Genomic DNA, 13,880 nt, shown 5'->3' on the forward strand with positions numbered 1-13,880 from the left:
CGGTGCCCGGCGGTCCCCTCCCGGGGCCGGTGTCACATGGCGGCGGTGTCCGGTCCGATGCGGCTGCGGACGACCGTCTGGACCTCGGCCTCCTCCGCCGGGTCGGCGGCCAGCCTGCGCAGTCGTTCCACGACCCGGGCGTCACCTGTCTCGGCGTGCCGGGCGGCGATCTCGCGGGTGGTCTCCTCGCAGTCCCAGAGGCACTCGACGGCGAAGCCGGTGGGGAAGGAGGGGTCGGTGGCGGCGAGCGCGTGGGCGGCGCGGCCACGGAGATGGGAGGAGGCCGTCTCCCGGTAGACATGGCGCAGCACGGGGGCGGCGCAGGCGATGCCGAGCCGTCCGGCGCCGTCGACGAGGGTCCACAGGGTGGGTGCGTCGGGGCCCTCGCCCCGGACGGCCTCTCTGAGGGCCGCGAGCACGAGGTCCCGGTCCTGGGCGCCGCCCAGACAGGCGAGCATGCGTCCGGCGGCGGCTCCGAGCGCATCGGGCCGTCGCGCCCAGCTCCGGGCCCGGTCGACGGCGGCGATACTGCGCATGCGTTCGAATGAGTCGAGCGCGGCCTCCACGACGGCCGCGGAGCCGGTCGCCACGGCCCGCTCGATCAGATCGAGGGCGGCGGCGTCATTGCTGTCGGCGAGGTAGCGCAGGGCGGTGCAGCGCGCCCCGTCGGTGCCGTCCTCGGCGGTCGCGAGGATCTCGGGCCGGTCCTCGGGTCCGGCCACGGCGGCCAGGCAGCGGGCGGCGGGCACATGCAGCGCGGCCCCCCGCTCGACGCCCTGCTGGGCCCACTCGAAGACGGCCCGCACGCTCCACCCCGGACGGGGCCCGGTAGGTCGCATCTGGCGCTGCCAGCGGTCGAAACAGCCGGCCTCCTGGGCGGCACGCACACGCGTGGAGACGGATTCACGGGGATCGTCGGCCCACAACCGCCATGGCCTCGGCTCGAAGGCGTCCCGGACGGCGACGGCCAGCTCGGCCTCGCCCTCGGGATCGGTGCCGAACCGGGCGAGCACAGGGGCGGCGAGGGCCCGCAGGCCCGCGTCGTCGTCCCGCAGCGCGAGTTCGTCGAGCGCCCAGGCCCAGTTGGAGCCCGAGGCGGCGTACCTGCGCAGGAGTTCGAGCGCGTCGCGCCTGCCGTAGGAGGCGAGATGGCCGAGGACGGCGAGGGCGAGGCCCGTGCGTGACTCCTCGGTGTCGAAGACGTCGTCCACCTCGAAGAGGTGCGCCTCGATCTCGTCCAGCTCGCCGTTCAGGTCGAGGTAGAGACGGGCGTAGTAAAGGGAGCGGTTCTCCACCTGCCAGTCGTGGCGGGGATCGCGCAGCACGCAGTGGTTCAGGGCCGCGAGCGCCTCGGCGCGCGGGGCGGTGAGCGCGTGCAGCGTGCCGTCGCCGCGGCCCCGCTGGAGCAGGCCGAGCAGCGTACCGCTGGGCGCTATGACCGGATCGAACATGGGAAACAGCCTCACATCAAGCGTCGACGCAACCGGGGACGTGCATTACCTGGCCGCGTGACAACACGTCGGGGCGCCCGCCGTTTCCTGCTTGCTGTAAGCCATCTTCCTCTGCCTCTCGTCGGTGGCCCATGCGGACCGTTTCACGGTCCACGCGGTGCGGCATCACCTGCCCAGCCATCCCGTCCGTGAACCACGACGTCATGATGACCCGGCACTTCCGTCTGCCGCGACCGAAATTTCGGCGGCCCTGTACCGCCTCCCCCGTTGTGTGTGTTTTCGCTGGTCAGAACATGTGGATCAGTGCGCGCCGAACAATTCGAGCAGTTCTGTCCGGCCGAACATCCGGGCGGTGTCGACGGCCGAGGGCGTGCCTTCGGACGGGTCGGCGCCGCCTTCGAGCAGAGCCTTGATGACCCCCTCGGAGCCCTTGAAGACCGCTCCGGCGAGCGGTGTCTGCCCCCGGTCGTTGACGCCGCCGGCCGCCGCCCCGCGGGCGACGAGCGCGCGTACCGCGTCCGCGTGGCCGTGGTAGGCGGCGAGCATCACGAGCGAGTCCCCGCGGTCATTGGTGAGGCCTGCCGGGACCCCGGCGTCGACGTACGCCACGAGCGCCTCGGTCTGCCCCTGCCGGGCCAGATCGAAGATCTTCGTCGCCAGCTCCACGACCTCGGGGTCGGGGGCTTCGCTCATCGGCCGGACCGCCTCTCATACAACCGTTCAGGTGAACCGCAAGGGTACTGGCTCGCGCCGCACATGACCCGAAGTGCCGGACGTAAGGATCACCGCGGCTCCGCCAAACCGGTGAAATCAAAAGAATTTCACCCATTTGCACCTTTTGTCGTATGGATACATGCTGTGATGCTGGAAGTACTCATGGTGACTGTCCCCACGAACCAGGAGCACTCACATGATCCTCTCCATCTCCGGTGTCGTACTGCTCGGCATCGTCGTCTTCATCTTCTTCCGCAAGGACGGGCTCAAGGCCTCCCACGCCCTGATCTCGGCGCTGTTCGGGTTCTACCTGGCCAGCACGGCCATCGCCCCGAGCATCAAGGCCGGCGGCGAGAGCCTGGCGAGCCTCCTCGGCGGCATCAAGTTCTGACGTCGTCACTCCCGTCCGCACGCACCAACAGGAGACAGCCGTGGCCCGCCGCCCCCTCCCCCGCATCCTGAGCACAGGCAGCGCGCAGATCGCCCGGAGCCGGGAGCTGGCCCGGACGGCGGCCGACAGCGCCACCGACGTCCTCCACCCGCTGATCACGATCACCCGCGGTCTGCGCCGGCTGGCCTCGGCCGGGCGGCGCAGATGGGCCGAGACCCCCAAGGACAGACGCGGGCCGCTGCTGTTCCTGGTGGCCTCGGTGGTCCTGGTCGTCGCGCTCGTCCCGTACGGCCCGCTGCTCGCCGTCATCAGCCTGATGGCGGCGGCGGCCTGGCACGGCCGGGAGCGCAAGTCCCCGGAGCCGGAAGAACCCGACGAGTCGCAGACCCAGCGCCTCCAGTCGCTGTACGAAGCACTCGTCCCGTACTTCTCGGCCGCCGAGGACCCGGACCCGCTGTACACGCACGGCGGCGAGTGGGAGAAGGCCTTCCCCGCCTACGACTTCGACGCCACCGGCCGCATCACCCATCTGCTCGTCCGCTACCCGGCGTACTTCACCGACGGCGAGGCGGAGTCCCGGGCCCGCATCGAGCAGCTGCTGCACGCCAAGTCGGGCCGCGGCCGCGAGTACCACTTCACCTGGGACGAGGAGGGCAACGAACTCACCGTGACCGTCCTCGCCCCGCTTCCCACCGACATCGCCGCCCAGCGGTTCGTCACCGCCCCGGGCGAGACGGTCCTCGGCTTCACCGACCCCACCCAGGTCCAGCGCACGCTCCCGCTCGGCCACGGCGACGGGCAGCGGGACGTCCCGCCGGTCGTCTGGCGCACCGGCATCCGCTCCACCGAGCCGCATCTGCTGGTCATGGGCCAGCCGGGCAGCGGCACCTCTACCCTGCTGCGCTCGATCGCGCTCCAGGCCCTTCAGTACGGCGACGTCGTCATCGTCGAGGGCGGCGGCACCGGCGAGTACGCGTGCCTGACCGGGCGGGACGGCGTCCTCGCGGTCGAGTGCGGTCTTGCGGGGGCGCTGGCGAGCCTGGAGTGGGCGGCGACCGAGACCGAGCGCCGCCTGATCGCCGTCAACCACGCCCGCCAGGCGGGCCGGCCCGCACCGGACGACACCAAGCGCCCCCTGTGGGTGCTGCTCGACCGCCCCACCGCCTTCACCCACCTCGCCGCCGCGGACGGCCGCAAGGATCCGCAGTCCCTGCTCCAGGTCCCCCTGCGGCACGGCCGAGCGGCCAACGTCACGGTGGTCGTGGCCGACCAGTTCGACAGCGCGGAGGCGCTGAGCGATCCGGTACGGCAGCACACGCGCGCGCGGGTGGTGCTGGGGCCCGCGACTGCGGAGCAGTTGGAGGCCGTGCTGGGGGCGCCGCCGCACACGACTCCGGTGGCGCAGGTGCCGCCGGGGCGGGGGTATGCCCGCCTCGGGACGGGGCCCGTGCACCGGCTTCAGGTTCCGGCGACCCCGGATCCGTACGACGACGCGACGAGCGAGGCGGACCGGCAGGCGGTGCTGGCGCTGCTGCCGGAGCGGACGACTCCGGCCGATGGGGAGACGGTTCCGTCGGACGCGGTGGGCTCGGAAACGGTGACTTCGGAAGCGGTGACTTCGGAAGCGGTGGTCGCGGAAGCGCCGTAGGGGTGTGGGCCGGTCGTGCGGCTGCGGGTCCGTGGGGGCCGGTCGCGCAGTTCCCCGCGCCCCTGGGTGGGTGCAGTCCCCTCAGGCCACGAACGTGCGCGGCGATTCCCCCCCGCCCGAAGCCCCGCCGTTCTCCACCACTCTCGCGGCCGCGGCCAATCGCGCAGCCGCCTCCTCAGCCACCGCACCTCCCACCGTGAACGGCAGGCGCACATAGCCCTCGAAGGCGCCGTCCACCCCGAAGCGGGGACCCGACGGCACCCGGACTCCGACCCGCTCCCCCACCTCCGCAAGTCGCGAACCGGACAGCCCCCCGGCCCGTACCCACAGTGTCAGTCCGCCCTGCGGGACCTCGAACTCCCAGGACGGGAGTTCCTTGCGGACCGCCGCCACCAGCGCGTCCCGGTTCTCCCGGGCCTGGCCTCGGCGCAGCTCCACCGCGTGTTCCCAGCCGCCGGTGCTGAACAGCCAGTTCACGGCCAGCTGTTCGAGGACCGGCGTCCCGAGGTCGGCGTAGGCCCGCGCGGCGACCAGGCTGCGGATGACGTCCGGTGCCGCCCGGACCCAGCCGATGCGCATCCCCGCCCAGAACGCCTTGCTGGCGGAGCCGACGGTGACCACGGTGGAACCGGCCGGGTCGAAGGCGCACACCGGGCGCGGCATCGAGACCTCGTCGAGCCACAGCTCCGTCATCGTCTCGTCGGCCACCAGCACGGTCCCCGCGGACCGCGCCGCCTCCACCAGCCGGCGCCGCTGGTCCTCGTCGGCCAGCGCACCGGTCGGATTGTGGAAGTCGGCGACGACATAGGCGATCCGGGGTGCCGCGTCCCGCAGGACCTGGCGCCAGCGGTCCATGTCCCAGCCGGTCAGCCCCTCCGCCATCGCGACGGGCACCAGCCGGGCGCCCGCCTCCCGCATCAGCTGGAGGATGTTCGCGTAGGAGGGGGACTCGACGGCGATGCGCTCGCCGCGTCCGCCGAACAGGTGGCAGATGGCGTCGATCGCGCCCATCGCACCCGTCGTGACCATGATCTGCTCGGGCATGGTCGGGATCCCGCGCGCCGTGTAGCGCTCGGCGATCATCGCGCGCAGGGCGGGCAGCCCCGCCGGGTAGTCGCCGTGGGTGTGGGCGTACGGCGGCAGCTCCTCCAGGGCGCCCTGCACCGCGCGGGTCAGCCAAGGCTCGGGGGCGGGCAGGGCCGCACAGCCCAGGTCGATCATCGAGCCGAGGGTCTCGGGCGGGAGGGGTTCCAGGCCGCGGGCGGGGAGCGGGTTCCCGGCCGGGACCGCGGTCCAGCTGCCCGCGCCGCGCCGGGACTCCAGGAACCCCTCGGCCCGCAGCGCCTCGTAGGCCGCCGCGACGGTCGTACGGCTGACGGACAGGGAGAGGGCCAGTTCGCGTTCGGCGGGCAGCCGGGCGGCCACCGGTACCCGGCCCTCCAGGACCAGCAGGCGGATGCCGTCGGCGAGGGCGCGGTAGGCCGGCGGGCGGCGCGTGGCGGCGCCCGCCGGGCGGTCCTGCTGGGAGTTGAGGAGCCGGGCGAGCTGCGCGGCACCCACCGCCGAGGTCCACTGCGCCACTGAAATCAGTCCACCTTCCCGGAATTGGCCATAGATGGCATGCCATCCCAAGCCACAGGGTGTCATGTGTCAGGCCACCCGCACCACCTCACATGTCACGATCAGGGGGAACCCGCCTTGTCCGCACAGAGCCGTCTCGGGCGACGGTTGATCCAGCTGTACGTCGGGCTCGCCCTGTACGGGGCCAGCTCCGCGCTCCTCGTCGAGGCGGGCCTGGGCCTGGAGCCCTGGGGCGTGCTGCACCAGGGCCTCGCGGAGCTCACCGGTGTGTCCATCGGGGTCGTGTCGATCATCGTGGGCGCGGCGGTGCTGCTGCTGTGGATCCCGCTGCGCCAGCGGCCGGGGCTCGGCACCGTCTCCAACGTCTTCGTGGTCGGCATCGCCATGGACGCCACCCTGGCCGCCGTCCCCGACGTGCACGGTCTCGCCGTACGGATCCCTGTCCTGCTGGCCGGCATCCTGCTCAACGGGGTGGCCACCGGCCTCTACATCGCGGCCCGCTTCGGCCCGGGGCCGCGGGACGGCCTGATGACGGGGCTGCACCGGCGCACGGGGCGCTCGATCCGGCTGATGCGGACCGGGATCGAGGTGGCGGTCGTGGTCACCGGGTTCGCCCTCGGCGGCACCATCGGCGTCGGCACCGTCCTCTACGCGGTGTCCATCGGCCCGCTCGCCCAGCTCTTCCTGAGGGTGTTCGCCGTGTCCCCGGCATCCGACGGCAGCACGGTCGTTGCCGTCGGGCAACCGCGGGGAGCGATACTGCGACCGTGACCCCGCGGATACGCCACCCCTACCTCGACCATCCCGGCCCGATCCCCTTCGCCCACCGGGGCGGGGCGGCGGACGGTCTGGAGAACACCGCCTTCCAGTTCCGGCAGGCGGTCGAGGCCGGCTACCGCTATCTGGAGACCGACGTCCACGCCACCGCCGACGGCAGGCTGGTCGCCTTCCACGACATGACGCTGGACCGGGTGACCGACGGCGCGGGCCGGATAGCGGACCTGCCCTGGGCCGACGTACGGCACGCGCGCGTGGCGGGCAAGGAGCCGGTGCCGCTCTTCGAGGAGCTCCTGGAGACCTTCCCCGAGGCCCGCTGGAACATCGACGTCAAGGCCGAGCCGGCCCTCCTGCCGCTCCTGGAGCTCGTCGAGCGCACCGACACCTGGGACCGGATCTGCGTCGGCTCCTTCTCCGAGGCGCGCGTGATGCGCGCCCAGCGGCTGGCCGGACCGCGCCTTGCGACGTCGTACGGCACGAGGGGCGTGCTCAATCTGCGGCTGCGCTCCTGGGGAGTGCCCGCGGCGCTGCGCCGCTCGGCCGTCGCCGCCCAGGTGCCCGAGGCCCAGTCCGGCATCCCGGTGGTCGACCACCGCTTCGTGCGCGCCGCCCACGCGCACGGGCTCCAGGTGCACGTGTGGACCGTCAACGAACCGGATCGCATGCACCGGCTCCTGGACCTGGGAGTCGATGGCATCATGACCGATCACATCGACACTCTGCGCAAGGTCATGGAGGACCGGGGCACCTGGGTCTGACCCGTCCCGCCACCGGTCCGCGCAGGGCACCACCGGGAAGCGAGGGCACGGGTGGGCACCGACACCGTGCGGGCGGGTTCGGCCGACGAGGCCGCCGAACGGCGGCGCGAGCAGCGCGGCTGGTACTTCTACGACTGGGCGTGCTCCGTCTACTCGACGAGCGTGCTCACCGTGTTCCTCGGCCCCTATCTGACGTCGGTCGCCAAGAACGCGGCGGACGCTGACGGTTACGTCCACCCGCTGGGCATCCCGGTAAGGGCGGGCTCGTTCTTCGCCTACTCGGTGTCCCTCTCGGTGATCGTGGCCGTGCTCGTGATGCCCCTGGTGGGCGCCGCGGCCGACCGGGGCGGCCGCAAGAAGCCGCTGCTCGCGGCCGCCGCCTACACCGGCGCCGCGGCCACGACCGGCATGTTCTTCCTCGGCGGCGACCGGTATCTGCTCGGTGGCGTCCTCCTGGTCGTCGCGAACGCGGCGCAGTCCGTGGGGATGATGCTCTACAACTCCTACCTCCCGCAGATCGCCCCGCCCGAGGAGCGCGACGCGGTCTCCTCCAAGGGCTGGGCCTTCGGCTACGCGGCGGGCGCCCTGGTCCTGGTCGCGAACCTCGTCCTGTACATGGGCCACGCGTCCTTCGACCTCTCCGAGAGCGCCGCGGTCCGGGTCTGCCTGGCCTCGGCAGGGCTGTGGTGGGGCGCCTTCACGCTGATTCCGCTACGCCGGCTGCGGGACCGGAGGTCTGCCGCCGGGGAGACGAGGGAGCCCACGGCCCCGGGCTTCCGACAACTCGCCGCCACTGTCCGCGACATGCGCCGCCACCCCCTCACGCTCGCCTTCCTGCTGGCGTACCTGATCTACAACGACGGCATCCAGACCGTCATCTCCCAGGCGTCGGTCTACGGCTCGGAGGAGCTGGGCCTCGGCCAGTCGACCCTCATCGCGGCCGTGCTCCTGGTCCAGGTGCTCGCGGTGGCCGGGGCGCTGGCGCTGGGCCGGATCGCGCGGACCCACGGGGCCAAGCGCACGATCCTCGGCTCGTTGGTGGCCTGGGCGGTGATCCTGGCGGCCGGGTTCTTCCTGCCGGCCGGCGCGCCGGTGTGGTTCTTCGTTCTGGCGTCCGGGATCGGGCTGGTGCTCGGCGGCAGCCAGGCCCTGTCCCGCTCGCTGTTCTCCCATCTCGTCCCGCCCGGCAAGGAGGCCGAGTACTTCTCGGCGTACGAGATGAGCGACCGGGGCATGAGCTGGCTGGGACCGCTGCTGTTCGGGATCACCTACCAGCTGACGGGAAGTTACCGGGACGCGATCATCTCCCTGGTGGCCTTCTTCGTCATCGGATTCGCCCTGCTCGCGAGGGTTCCGGTACGGCAGGCGATCAGCGACGCGGGCAATCCCGTACCCGAAAGGATTTAGCGTTCAACACCAAAGCGCTGTAGTGTACGCGTTTGGCCTGCCAGGCGTACCGTTACTGCGCGTCAAAGATGCTGAAACGCTGGGTGACATCTGCTAGCAGATGTGACAAACCGGGCGCTGGTGGGTACAACAAGGGGCGGCTACGACGGCGACGCATTGCCCGGGACGGGACCCGGAACGGGAATCTTTACCGCCGACCGGACGTTGACCGGTATGACGACGACAGCGACACCTGTCCTGTGGGCGACAAGCCCGGGAGGCACGATTCATGAGTGAGCGAGCTCTTCGCGGCACGCGCCTCGTGGTGACCAGCTACGAGACGGACCGCGGCATCGACCTGGCCCCGCGCCAGGCCGTGGAGTACGCATGTGAGAAGGGGCACCGCTTCGAGATGCCCTTCTCGGTCGAGGCGGAGATCCCGCCGGAGTGGGAGTGCAAGGTCTGCGGGGCCCAGGCACTTCTGGTCGACGGCGACGGCCCTGAGGAAAAGAAGGCCAAGCCCGCGCGTACCCATTGGGACATGCTGATGGAGCGACGCACCCGCGAGGAGCTCGAAGAGGTCCTCGAGGAGCGTCTGGCGGTTCTGCGATCCGGGGCGATGAACATCGCGGTTCATCCCCGGGACAGCCGCAAGTCGGCGTAGTCCCCGCAGGGACTGGGCCGCATAACAGCACAAGTGCACGTGTAGAACCGCGGGCGCCGTACGTGATTCACGTACGGCGCCCGCGGTTCTGTGCTGTCAGCGGGTGAGCCGGCCGGCGGTCAACGGACGAGCCGGCCTCATGCTGTGCACCGTCAGGCGCCGAGCCCGACCAGCGGGTCAGCGGGTCAGCGGGTCAGCGGGTCAGCGGGTCAGCGGGTCAGCGGCGGCCTACGGTCCTCGGGCGTGTCCTCCGGTCGGTCCTGCACGTCGCGGATGACCTCGCCCTGGACCACCTTGCCGTCGGGGCGGTGCATGCGGGCCTGCTGGAAGGCGTCACCCAGGCTGCCCTGCGCGGCGGTGCGGAGCTTGCGGTCGAAGGTGCGCTCGGCATACCGGCCGACGGCCTTCTGGACCGGCGGGATCAGCAGGAGCAGGCCCACCGCGTCGGAGATCAGGCCCGGGATCATCAGGAGCAGGCCGCCCAGCATCATCAGGCCGTTGCCACCGCTGTCCGAGTCCGACGGGGCGCCGCCCCGCTGGAGCGCCTCGTTCAGGTTCCGGAACGCGCGGCGGCCGGCGCGCTTGATCACCACCGAGCCGAGCACGAAGCCGGCGACGAGGAGCAGGAACACCGCGAACCCGCTCGCCGCGCCCGCGACCAGGGTCAGCAGCCAGATCTCCAGCACCAGCCAGGCGGCGACGCCCAGCGGCAGGAAGGTGCGGACACGGGAACGTCGGGGCCGGGCGGGGTACGTGGGGGTCGAAGCGCCTGTCGTCATATGTCCAGTGTGCCTGGGCGTGGCTCAGCACGGCATAAGGGGACGATCAGCCGGGTCTGTGGACCCGTGGACCGGTTTCGCCCGGCAGGCCGTGGGGCTACGCCTGCGGGCGCTTGCCGCGCGCGGTGATCCGGCCGATCCGCTCGCCCACGCCCCAGGTGGTGACCCGCCACAGGGCCTCCACCAGGATGTCGCGGCTCATCTTGGAGTCGCCCAGTTCGCGCTCGACGAAGGTGATCGGCACCTCCACGACCTGGAAGCCCGCCTTGACCGCACGGCGGGCCAGGTCGACCTGGAAGCAGTAGCCCTGCGAGGCGACGTTCTCCAGGCCGAGGCCTTCGAGGGTCTCGCGGCGGAACGCGCGGTAGCCGCCGGTGATGTCCCGCAGGGGCAGGTCGAGGGCCACCCGGGAGTAGAAGCTGCCGCCCCGGGAGATGACCTCGCGGGACTTGGGCCAGTTCACGACCCGGCCGCCGGGCACCCAGCGCGAGCCGAGCACCAGGTCGGCGCTCTTGAGGGCGGTCAGCAGCCGGGGCAGTTCCTCGGGCTGGTGGGAGCCGTCGGCGTCCATCTCGACCAGGACGCCGTAGTCGTGCTCCAGACCCCAGCGGAAGCCCGCCAGGTAGGCGGCGCCGAGACCTTCCTTGCCCTTGCGGTGCAGGACGTGGACCTGGGCGTCCTCGACGGCGAGTTCGTCGGCAAGCTTGCCGGTGCCGTCGGGGCTGTTGTCGTCGGCCACGAGGACGTGGGCGTCGGGGACGGCAGCCCGCACCCGGCGGACGATCGACTTGACGTTCTCCGCCTCGTTGTAGGTCGGGATGATCACCAAGGCGGTGCCGAGCGGGCCGAACCGTCTCTCCTGGGCCGTGCGGGCCACGTCACCGTCGTTCACTGCTGCCCCTTCGAGTCATTGCGCAGGCGTCCACCATAGTGCTCACGGCCTGCGATGACGTGACAAGGCGTTCGTATGCTGGTGTCGTTTCCACAAGAGCGGGGTAAGACTACGATTTTCGGCCCCTGTGGCGAAATGCGACCCCCGCCGACGTCGGTCGCCGCACTGCGGATGGGGGCCCGGCGCCCTTCGGGCCGACCTGGGGCCCGCTGGCTGCGGGTCGACCGAAAGCCGTTGTCTACTGAACGTCCGGGCCCCACCCGGGTCACACCTTCCCGGCCGGACGGAACGTTCCCTCGCCGTGGCGCGAGCGCTGAGCCTGGCTCCCAGTGGCGGTGCCCCGGTGCGGCACACCGTCCCTGACCCAGCGGCGCTGCGACGACTGGGCGGAGGTTCCGCGGTCGGGCGTCCGGTGGTGGACCCGGCCGAACCTACCGGCCCCCTGCCGTCGGCTGTCAACAGCCGTTTGACCTGCGGCTCCGCCGTCAATGCCCTGGTCAGTGGGGAGGATGCGCAGGTCGCGCGACAGGGTGGGGACGGGTGAGCGGGTCCGCGCCACCCCAGGAGATCACTCGCCCGGCCGTACGAAAACCGTCCGTCCGCCGACCACCGTGCGCAGACAGACGGGCAGGTCACGGCCCGGCGTCAGGTCGGGCAGGCCGGGGGTGCCGGAGCGGGGGTCGGTGGACCAGCGGGCCACGCGGTCGTCGGGGGCCTGGACGACGAGTTCGTCGGTGCGCCACACCGCGTAGTCCGCGGGGGCGCCGGGCACCAGGACACCGGCGTCGTCCCGGCCGATCGCCCGCCAGCCGCCGCGGGTGTGCGCGGTGAAGGCGGCGCGCACCGAGACCCGGTGGTCGGGGGTGTGGTGGAAGGCGGCCGCGCGGACCGTGCCCCACGGGTCGAGCGGGGTCACCGGGCTGTCGGAGCCGAAGGCGAGCGGGACACCGGCGCGCAGGAGGGCCGCGAAGGGGTTGAGACGCCTCGCCCGCTCCCGGCCCAGACGGCGGGCGTACATGCCCTCCTCGCCGCCCCACAGGGCGTCGAAGGCGGGCTGCACGGAGGCGGTGAGGCCGAGTTCGGCGAAGGCGGCGACGGCCTCGGGGGTGAGCAGTTCGGCGTGCTCGACGCGGTGCCGGGCGGCACGGACGCGGGCGAGGCCGAGCTTCTCCGCGGCGGCGCGGACCCCCTCGACCACGGCGGTCACGGCCGCGTCCCCGATGGCGTGGAAGCCGGCCTGGAGGCCCGCCTCGGTGCAGGCGGTGACATGGGCGGCCACGGCGTCGGCGTCCAGGTAGGCGATACCGGTGTGGTCGGCGTCGGCGTACGGCTCGTGCAGGCACGCGGTGTGGGAGCCGAGGGCGCCGTCCACGAAGAGGTCGCCGGCGGCGCCGACCGCGCCGAGCTCGCGCGCCTTGTCGACGTCCTGTTCGGCCCAGTAGCCGACGACCCGTGGGCCGGGTTCGTCGTCCGCGAGGCGCAGGAGCCCGGTGAAGTCCTCCTCCGAGGAGATCTCCGGTCCTGCGCATTCGTGAACGGTCCCGATGCCGAGGGAGGCCGCGTGGGCGAGCGCGGCGCGCTGCGCTTCCGCGCGCTGGGCCGCGGAGACGGACGCGAGAGCCGTCGCGCGGACGGCGTGATGGGCGTCGGCGGTGAGGGGGCCGTCCGCGTGCCCCACGGCCGTCATGTCGAGAAGTGCCGTCGTCACGACCGCCGAGTGGACGTCGATGCGGCTCAGGTACAGCGGGCGGCCACCGGTGGCCTCGTCCAGCTCGGCACGCGCGGGCGGGCGGCCGTCCGGCCAGCGGGCCGCGTCCCAGCCGTGTCCGAGGAGGACGCGGTCGTCCGGACGGGCGGTCGCGAAGTCCCGTACGAGATCCAGTGCGGCGGCCAGGGAAGGGGCGCCGGAGAGGTCGAGGCCGGTGAGGGCGAGGCCCGTCGCGGTGGTGTGCACGTGTGCGTCGGTGAACGCGGGGGTGACCAGCGCGCCGTCCAGGTCCACGACCTCGTCGACTCCGTCGGCGAAGGCGTCGGCGGCGCCTTCCGATCCGACCCACGCCACCTGTCCTCGCTCGACGACCATCGCGGTGGCGAAGGGGTCGGCGGGGCTGTGGACCTCGCCTCGGCGGAGGAGCACCGTCTGCTGTTCACTCATGGGGACAGTGTTTCAGGGGCCGTCCCGCCGTACGGGCGCGGGCCCCGCCGGATCAGATCCTCGGCGGACGCGCCTCGTACGGGGTCGACAGCACCACCGTGGTGCGGGTCGAGACGCCCGCCAGGGTCCTCAGTCGCGCCAGCAGCTCCTCCAGCTCGTGCGGAGTGGCCACCCGGACCTTGAGGATGTAGTTCTCGTCGCCCGCCACGCTGTGGCACGCCTCGATCTCGGGGACGCCCGCCAGGCGTTCCGCGATGTCGTCGGGGGCGCTGGGGTCGAAGGGTTTCACCGAGATGAAGGCGGTCATGGGCAGGCCCACCGCCTCCGGGTCGACCACCGCGGCGTACCCGCGGATGACACCGCGCTGCTCCAGCCGTCGCACCCGCTGGTGCACGGCCGACGTGGACAGGCCCGTGGCCTTGCCCAGGTCTGTGTAACTCATCCGCCCGTCCTTGACGAGCAGCTGCACGATTTGTCGGTCCAGCTCCTCCATGGCGCTAGAACCTACAGTGCGCCTGATCTCCTCGGATACCTGAGCGGCCCAGGTCATGCCCGGTTCGTGATGTGGGCGGGCGCCGCCGGTGCGCCGTCCGGGGGACAAAGCGACCGCCACGGGCACCTGCGAGCGGCATGTGACGAAGGCCACACCCCTGCGGGAGCCTCCGTGATGTTCTCGTGATTACC

The 13,880-nt window shown here is 72.2% G+C and carries 13 protein-coding genes; 6 read left to right on the forward strand and 7 right to left on the reverse strand.

The genetic code is table 11. From position 1 onward, the window contains the following. Positions 1–32 precede the first annotated feature (32 nt). Positions 33–1,451: a hypothetical protein gene (locus tag AQJ54_RS25915; RefSeq protein ID WP_062241392.1), complete on the reverse strand. Its 1,419-nt coding sequence runs from the start codon at positions 1,449–1,451 to the stop codon at positions 33–35. A gap of 300 nt (positions 1,452–1,751) precedes the next feature. Further along, positions 1,752–2,144 carry an ankyrin repeat domain-containing protein gene (locus AQJ54_RS25920; protein WP_062241394.1) on the reverse strand — a complete coding sequence of 131 codons (393 nt, stop codon included), beginning with the start codon at positions 2,142–2,144 and terminating at the stop codon, positions 1,752–1,754. Between the two features lie 217 nt (positions 2,145–2,361). On the opposite strand from AQJ54_RS25920, the gene AQJ54_RS25925 reads away from it, so the two are divergent. Together AQJ54_RS25925 and AQJ54_RS25930 are read left to right on the forward strand one after the other, a co-directional pair. Then, entirely contained in the window at positions 2,362–2,556 is a 195-nt protein-coding gene (locus AQJ54_RS25925) for a hypothetical protein (RefSeq protein WP_007380617.1), read from the forward strand. Between the two features lie 40 nt (positions 2,557–2,596). Further along, positions 2,597–4,204 (forward strand): ATP-binding cassette domain-containing protein, encoded by a 1,608-nt coding sequence (locus AQJ54_RS25930; RefSeq protein ID WP_062241396.1) that lies wholly within the window; start codon positions 2,597–2,599, stop codon positions 4,202–4,204. A gap of 81 nt (positions 4,205–4,285) precedes the next feature. Here AQJ54_RS25930 and AQJ54_RS25935 read toward each other — a convergent pair whose 3' ends face one another. Beyond that, complete coding sequence (locus tag AQJ54_RS25935) at positions 4,286–5,785, reverse strand: SCO1417 family PLP biosynthesis transcription factor (protein ID WP_062241397.1); 1,500 nt, start codon at positions 5,783–5,785, stop codon at positions 4,286–4,288. Between the two features lie 117 nt (positions 5,786–5,902). Here AQJ54_RS25935 and yczE point away from each other — a divergent pair, with 117 nt between their 5' ends. The 4 genes from yczE (at position 5,903) to AQJ54_RS25955 (ending at position 9,370) form a co-directional block, all read left to right on the forward strand. Further along, the gene (yczE, locus tag AQJ54_RS25940) at positions 5,903–6,556 is read left to right on the forward strand and encodes a membrane protein YczE (RefSeq protein WP_062241398.1); all 654 of its coding nucleotides are present in this window, start codon (positions 5,903–5,905) and stop codon (positions 6,554–6,556) included. Continuing rightward, the gene (locus AQJ54_RS25945; RefSeq protein WP_062241399.1) at positions 6,553–7,320 is read left to right on the forward strand and encodes a glycerophosphodiester phosphodiesterase family protein; all 768 of its coding nucleotides are present in this window, start codon (positions 6,553–6,555) and stop codon (positions 7,318–7,320) included. Before yczE ends, AQJ54_RS25945 begins: the two co-directional genes overlap by 4 nt. 51 nt (positions 7,321–7,371) lie before the next feature. Further along, positions 7,372–8,727 carry an MFS transporter gene (locus AQJ54_RS25950; RefSeq protein WP_062241400.1) on the forward strand — a complete coding sequence of 452 codons (1,356 nt, stop codon included), beginning with the start codon at positions 7,372–7,374 and terminating at the stop codon, positions 8,725–8,727. Positions 8,728–8,995: 268 nt separating this feature from the next. Next, complete coding sequence (locus AQJ54_RS25955; RefSeq protein ID WP_003977404.1) at positions 8,996–9,370, forward strand: RNA polymerase-binding protein RbpA; 375 nt, start codon at positions 8,996–8,998, stop codon at positions 9,368–9,370. Between the two features lie 209 nt (positions 9,371–9,579). Here the strand turns inward: AQJ54_RS25955 and fxsA are convergent, their stop codons facing one another. From fxsA to AQJ54_RS25975, 4 genes are all read right to left on the reverse strand, one after another. Further along, positions 9,580–10,149, reverse strand: coding sequence for an FxsA family membrane protein (gene fxsA / locus AQJ54_RS25960; RefSeq protein WP_062028148.1), 570 nt, complete (start codon positions 10,147–10,149; stop codon positions 9,580–9,582). A gap of 97 nt (positions 10,150–10,246) precedes the next feature. Then, positions 10,247–11,041 carry a polyprenol monophosphomannose synthase gene (locus tag AQJ54_RS25965; protein ID WP_062028150.1) on the reverse strand — a complete coding sequence of 265 codons (795 nt, stop codon included), beginning with the start codon at positions 11,039–11,041 and terminating at the stop codon, positions 10,247–10,249. Between the two features lie 568 nt (positions 11,042–11,609). Continuing rightward, positions 11,610–13,196 (reverse strand): amidohydrolase, encoded by a 1,587-nt coding sequence (locus AQJ54_RS25970; protein WP_062241401.1) that lies wholly within the window; start codon positions 13,194–13,196, stop codon positions 11,610–11,612. A 52-nt stretch (positions 13,197–13,248) separates the two neighbouring features. Next, positions 13,249–13,689 (reverse strand): Lrp/AsnC family transcriptional regulator, encoded by a 441-nt coding sequence (locus AQJ54_RS25975; RefSeq protein ID WP_020138156.1) that lies wholly within the window; start codon positions 13,687–13,689, stop codon positions 13,249–13,251. Positions 13,690–13,880: the final 191 nt, after the last annotated feature.

The sequence above is a fragment of the Streptomyces griseorubiginosus genome (assembly GCF_001514195.1).
Taxonomy (GTDB): domain Bacteria; phylum Actinomycetota; class Actinomycetes; order Streptomycetales; family Streptomycetaceae; genus Streptomyces; species Streptomyces griseorubiginosus.

What these genes read in the sequence shown, in the direction of transcription:
- AQJ54_RS25915 (WP_062241392.1), bottom strand. Translation starts at nt 1,451, where the DNA reads ATGTTCGATCCGGTCATAGCGCCCAGCGGTACGCTGCTCGGCCTGCTC.
- AQJ54_RS25920 (WP_062241394.1), bottom strand. Translation starts at nt 2,144, where the DNA reads ATGAGCGAAGCCCCCGACCCCGAGGTCGTGGAGCTGGCGACGAAGATC.
- AQJ54_RS25925 (WP_007380617.1), top strand. Translation starts at nt 2,362, where the DNA reads ATGATCCTCTCCATCTCCGGTGTCGTACTGCTCGGCATCGTCGTCTTC.
- AQJ54_RS25955 (WP_003977404.1), top strand. Translation starts at nt 8,996, where the DNA reads ATGAGTGAGCGAGCTCTTCGCGGCACGCGCCTCGTGGTGACCAGCTAC.
- fxsA (WP_062028148.1), bottom strand. Translation starts at nt 10,149, where the DNA reads ATGACGACAGGCGCTTCGACCCCCACGTACCCCGCCCGGCCCCGACGT.
- AQJ54_RS25970 (WP_062241401.1), bottom strand. Translation starts at nt 13,196, where the DNA reads ATGAGTGAACAGCAGACGGTGCTCCTCCGCCGAGGCGAGGTCCACAGC.
- AQJ54_RS25975 (WP_020138156.1), bottom strand. Translation starts at nt 13,689, where the DNA reads ATGGAGGAGCTGGACCGACAAATCGTGCAGCTGCTCGTCAAGGACGGG.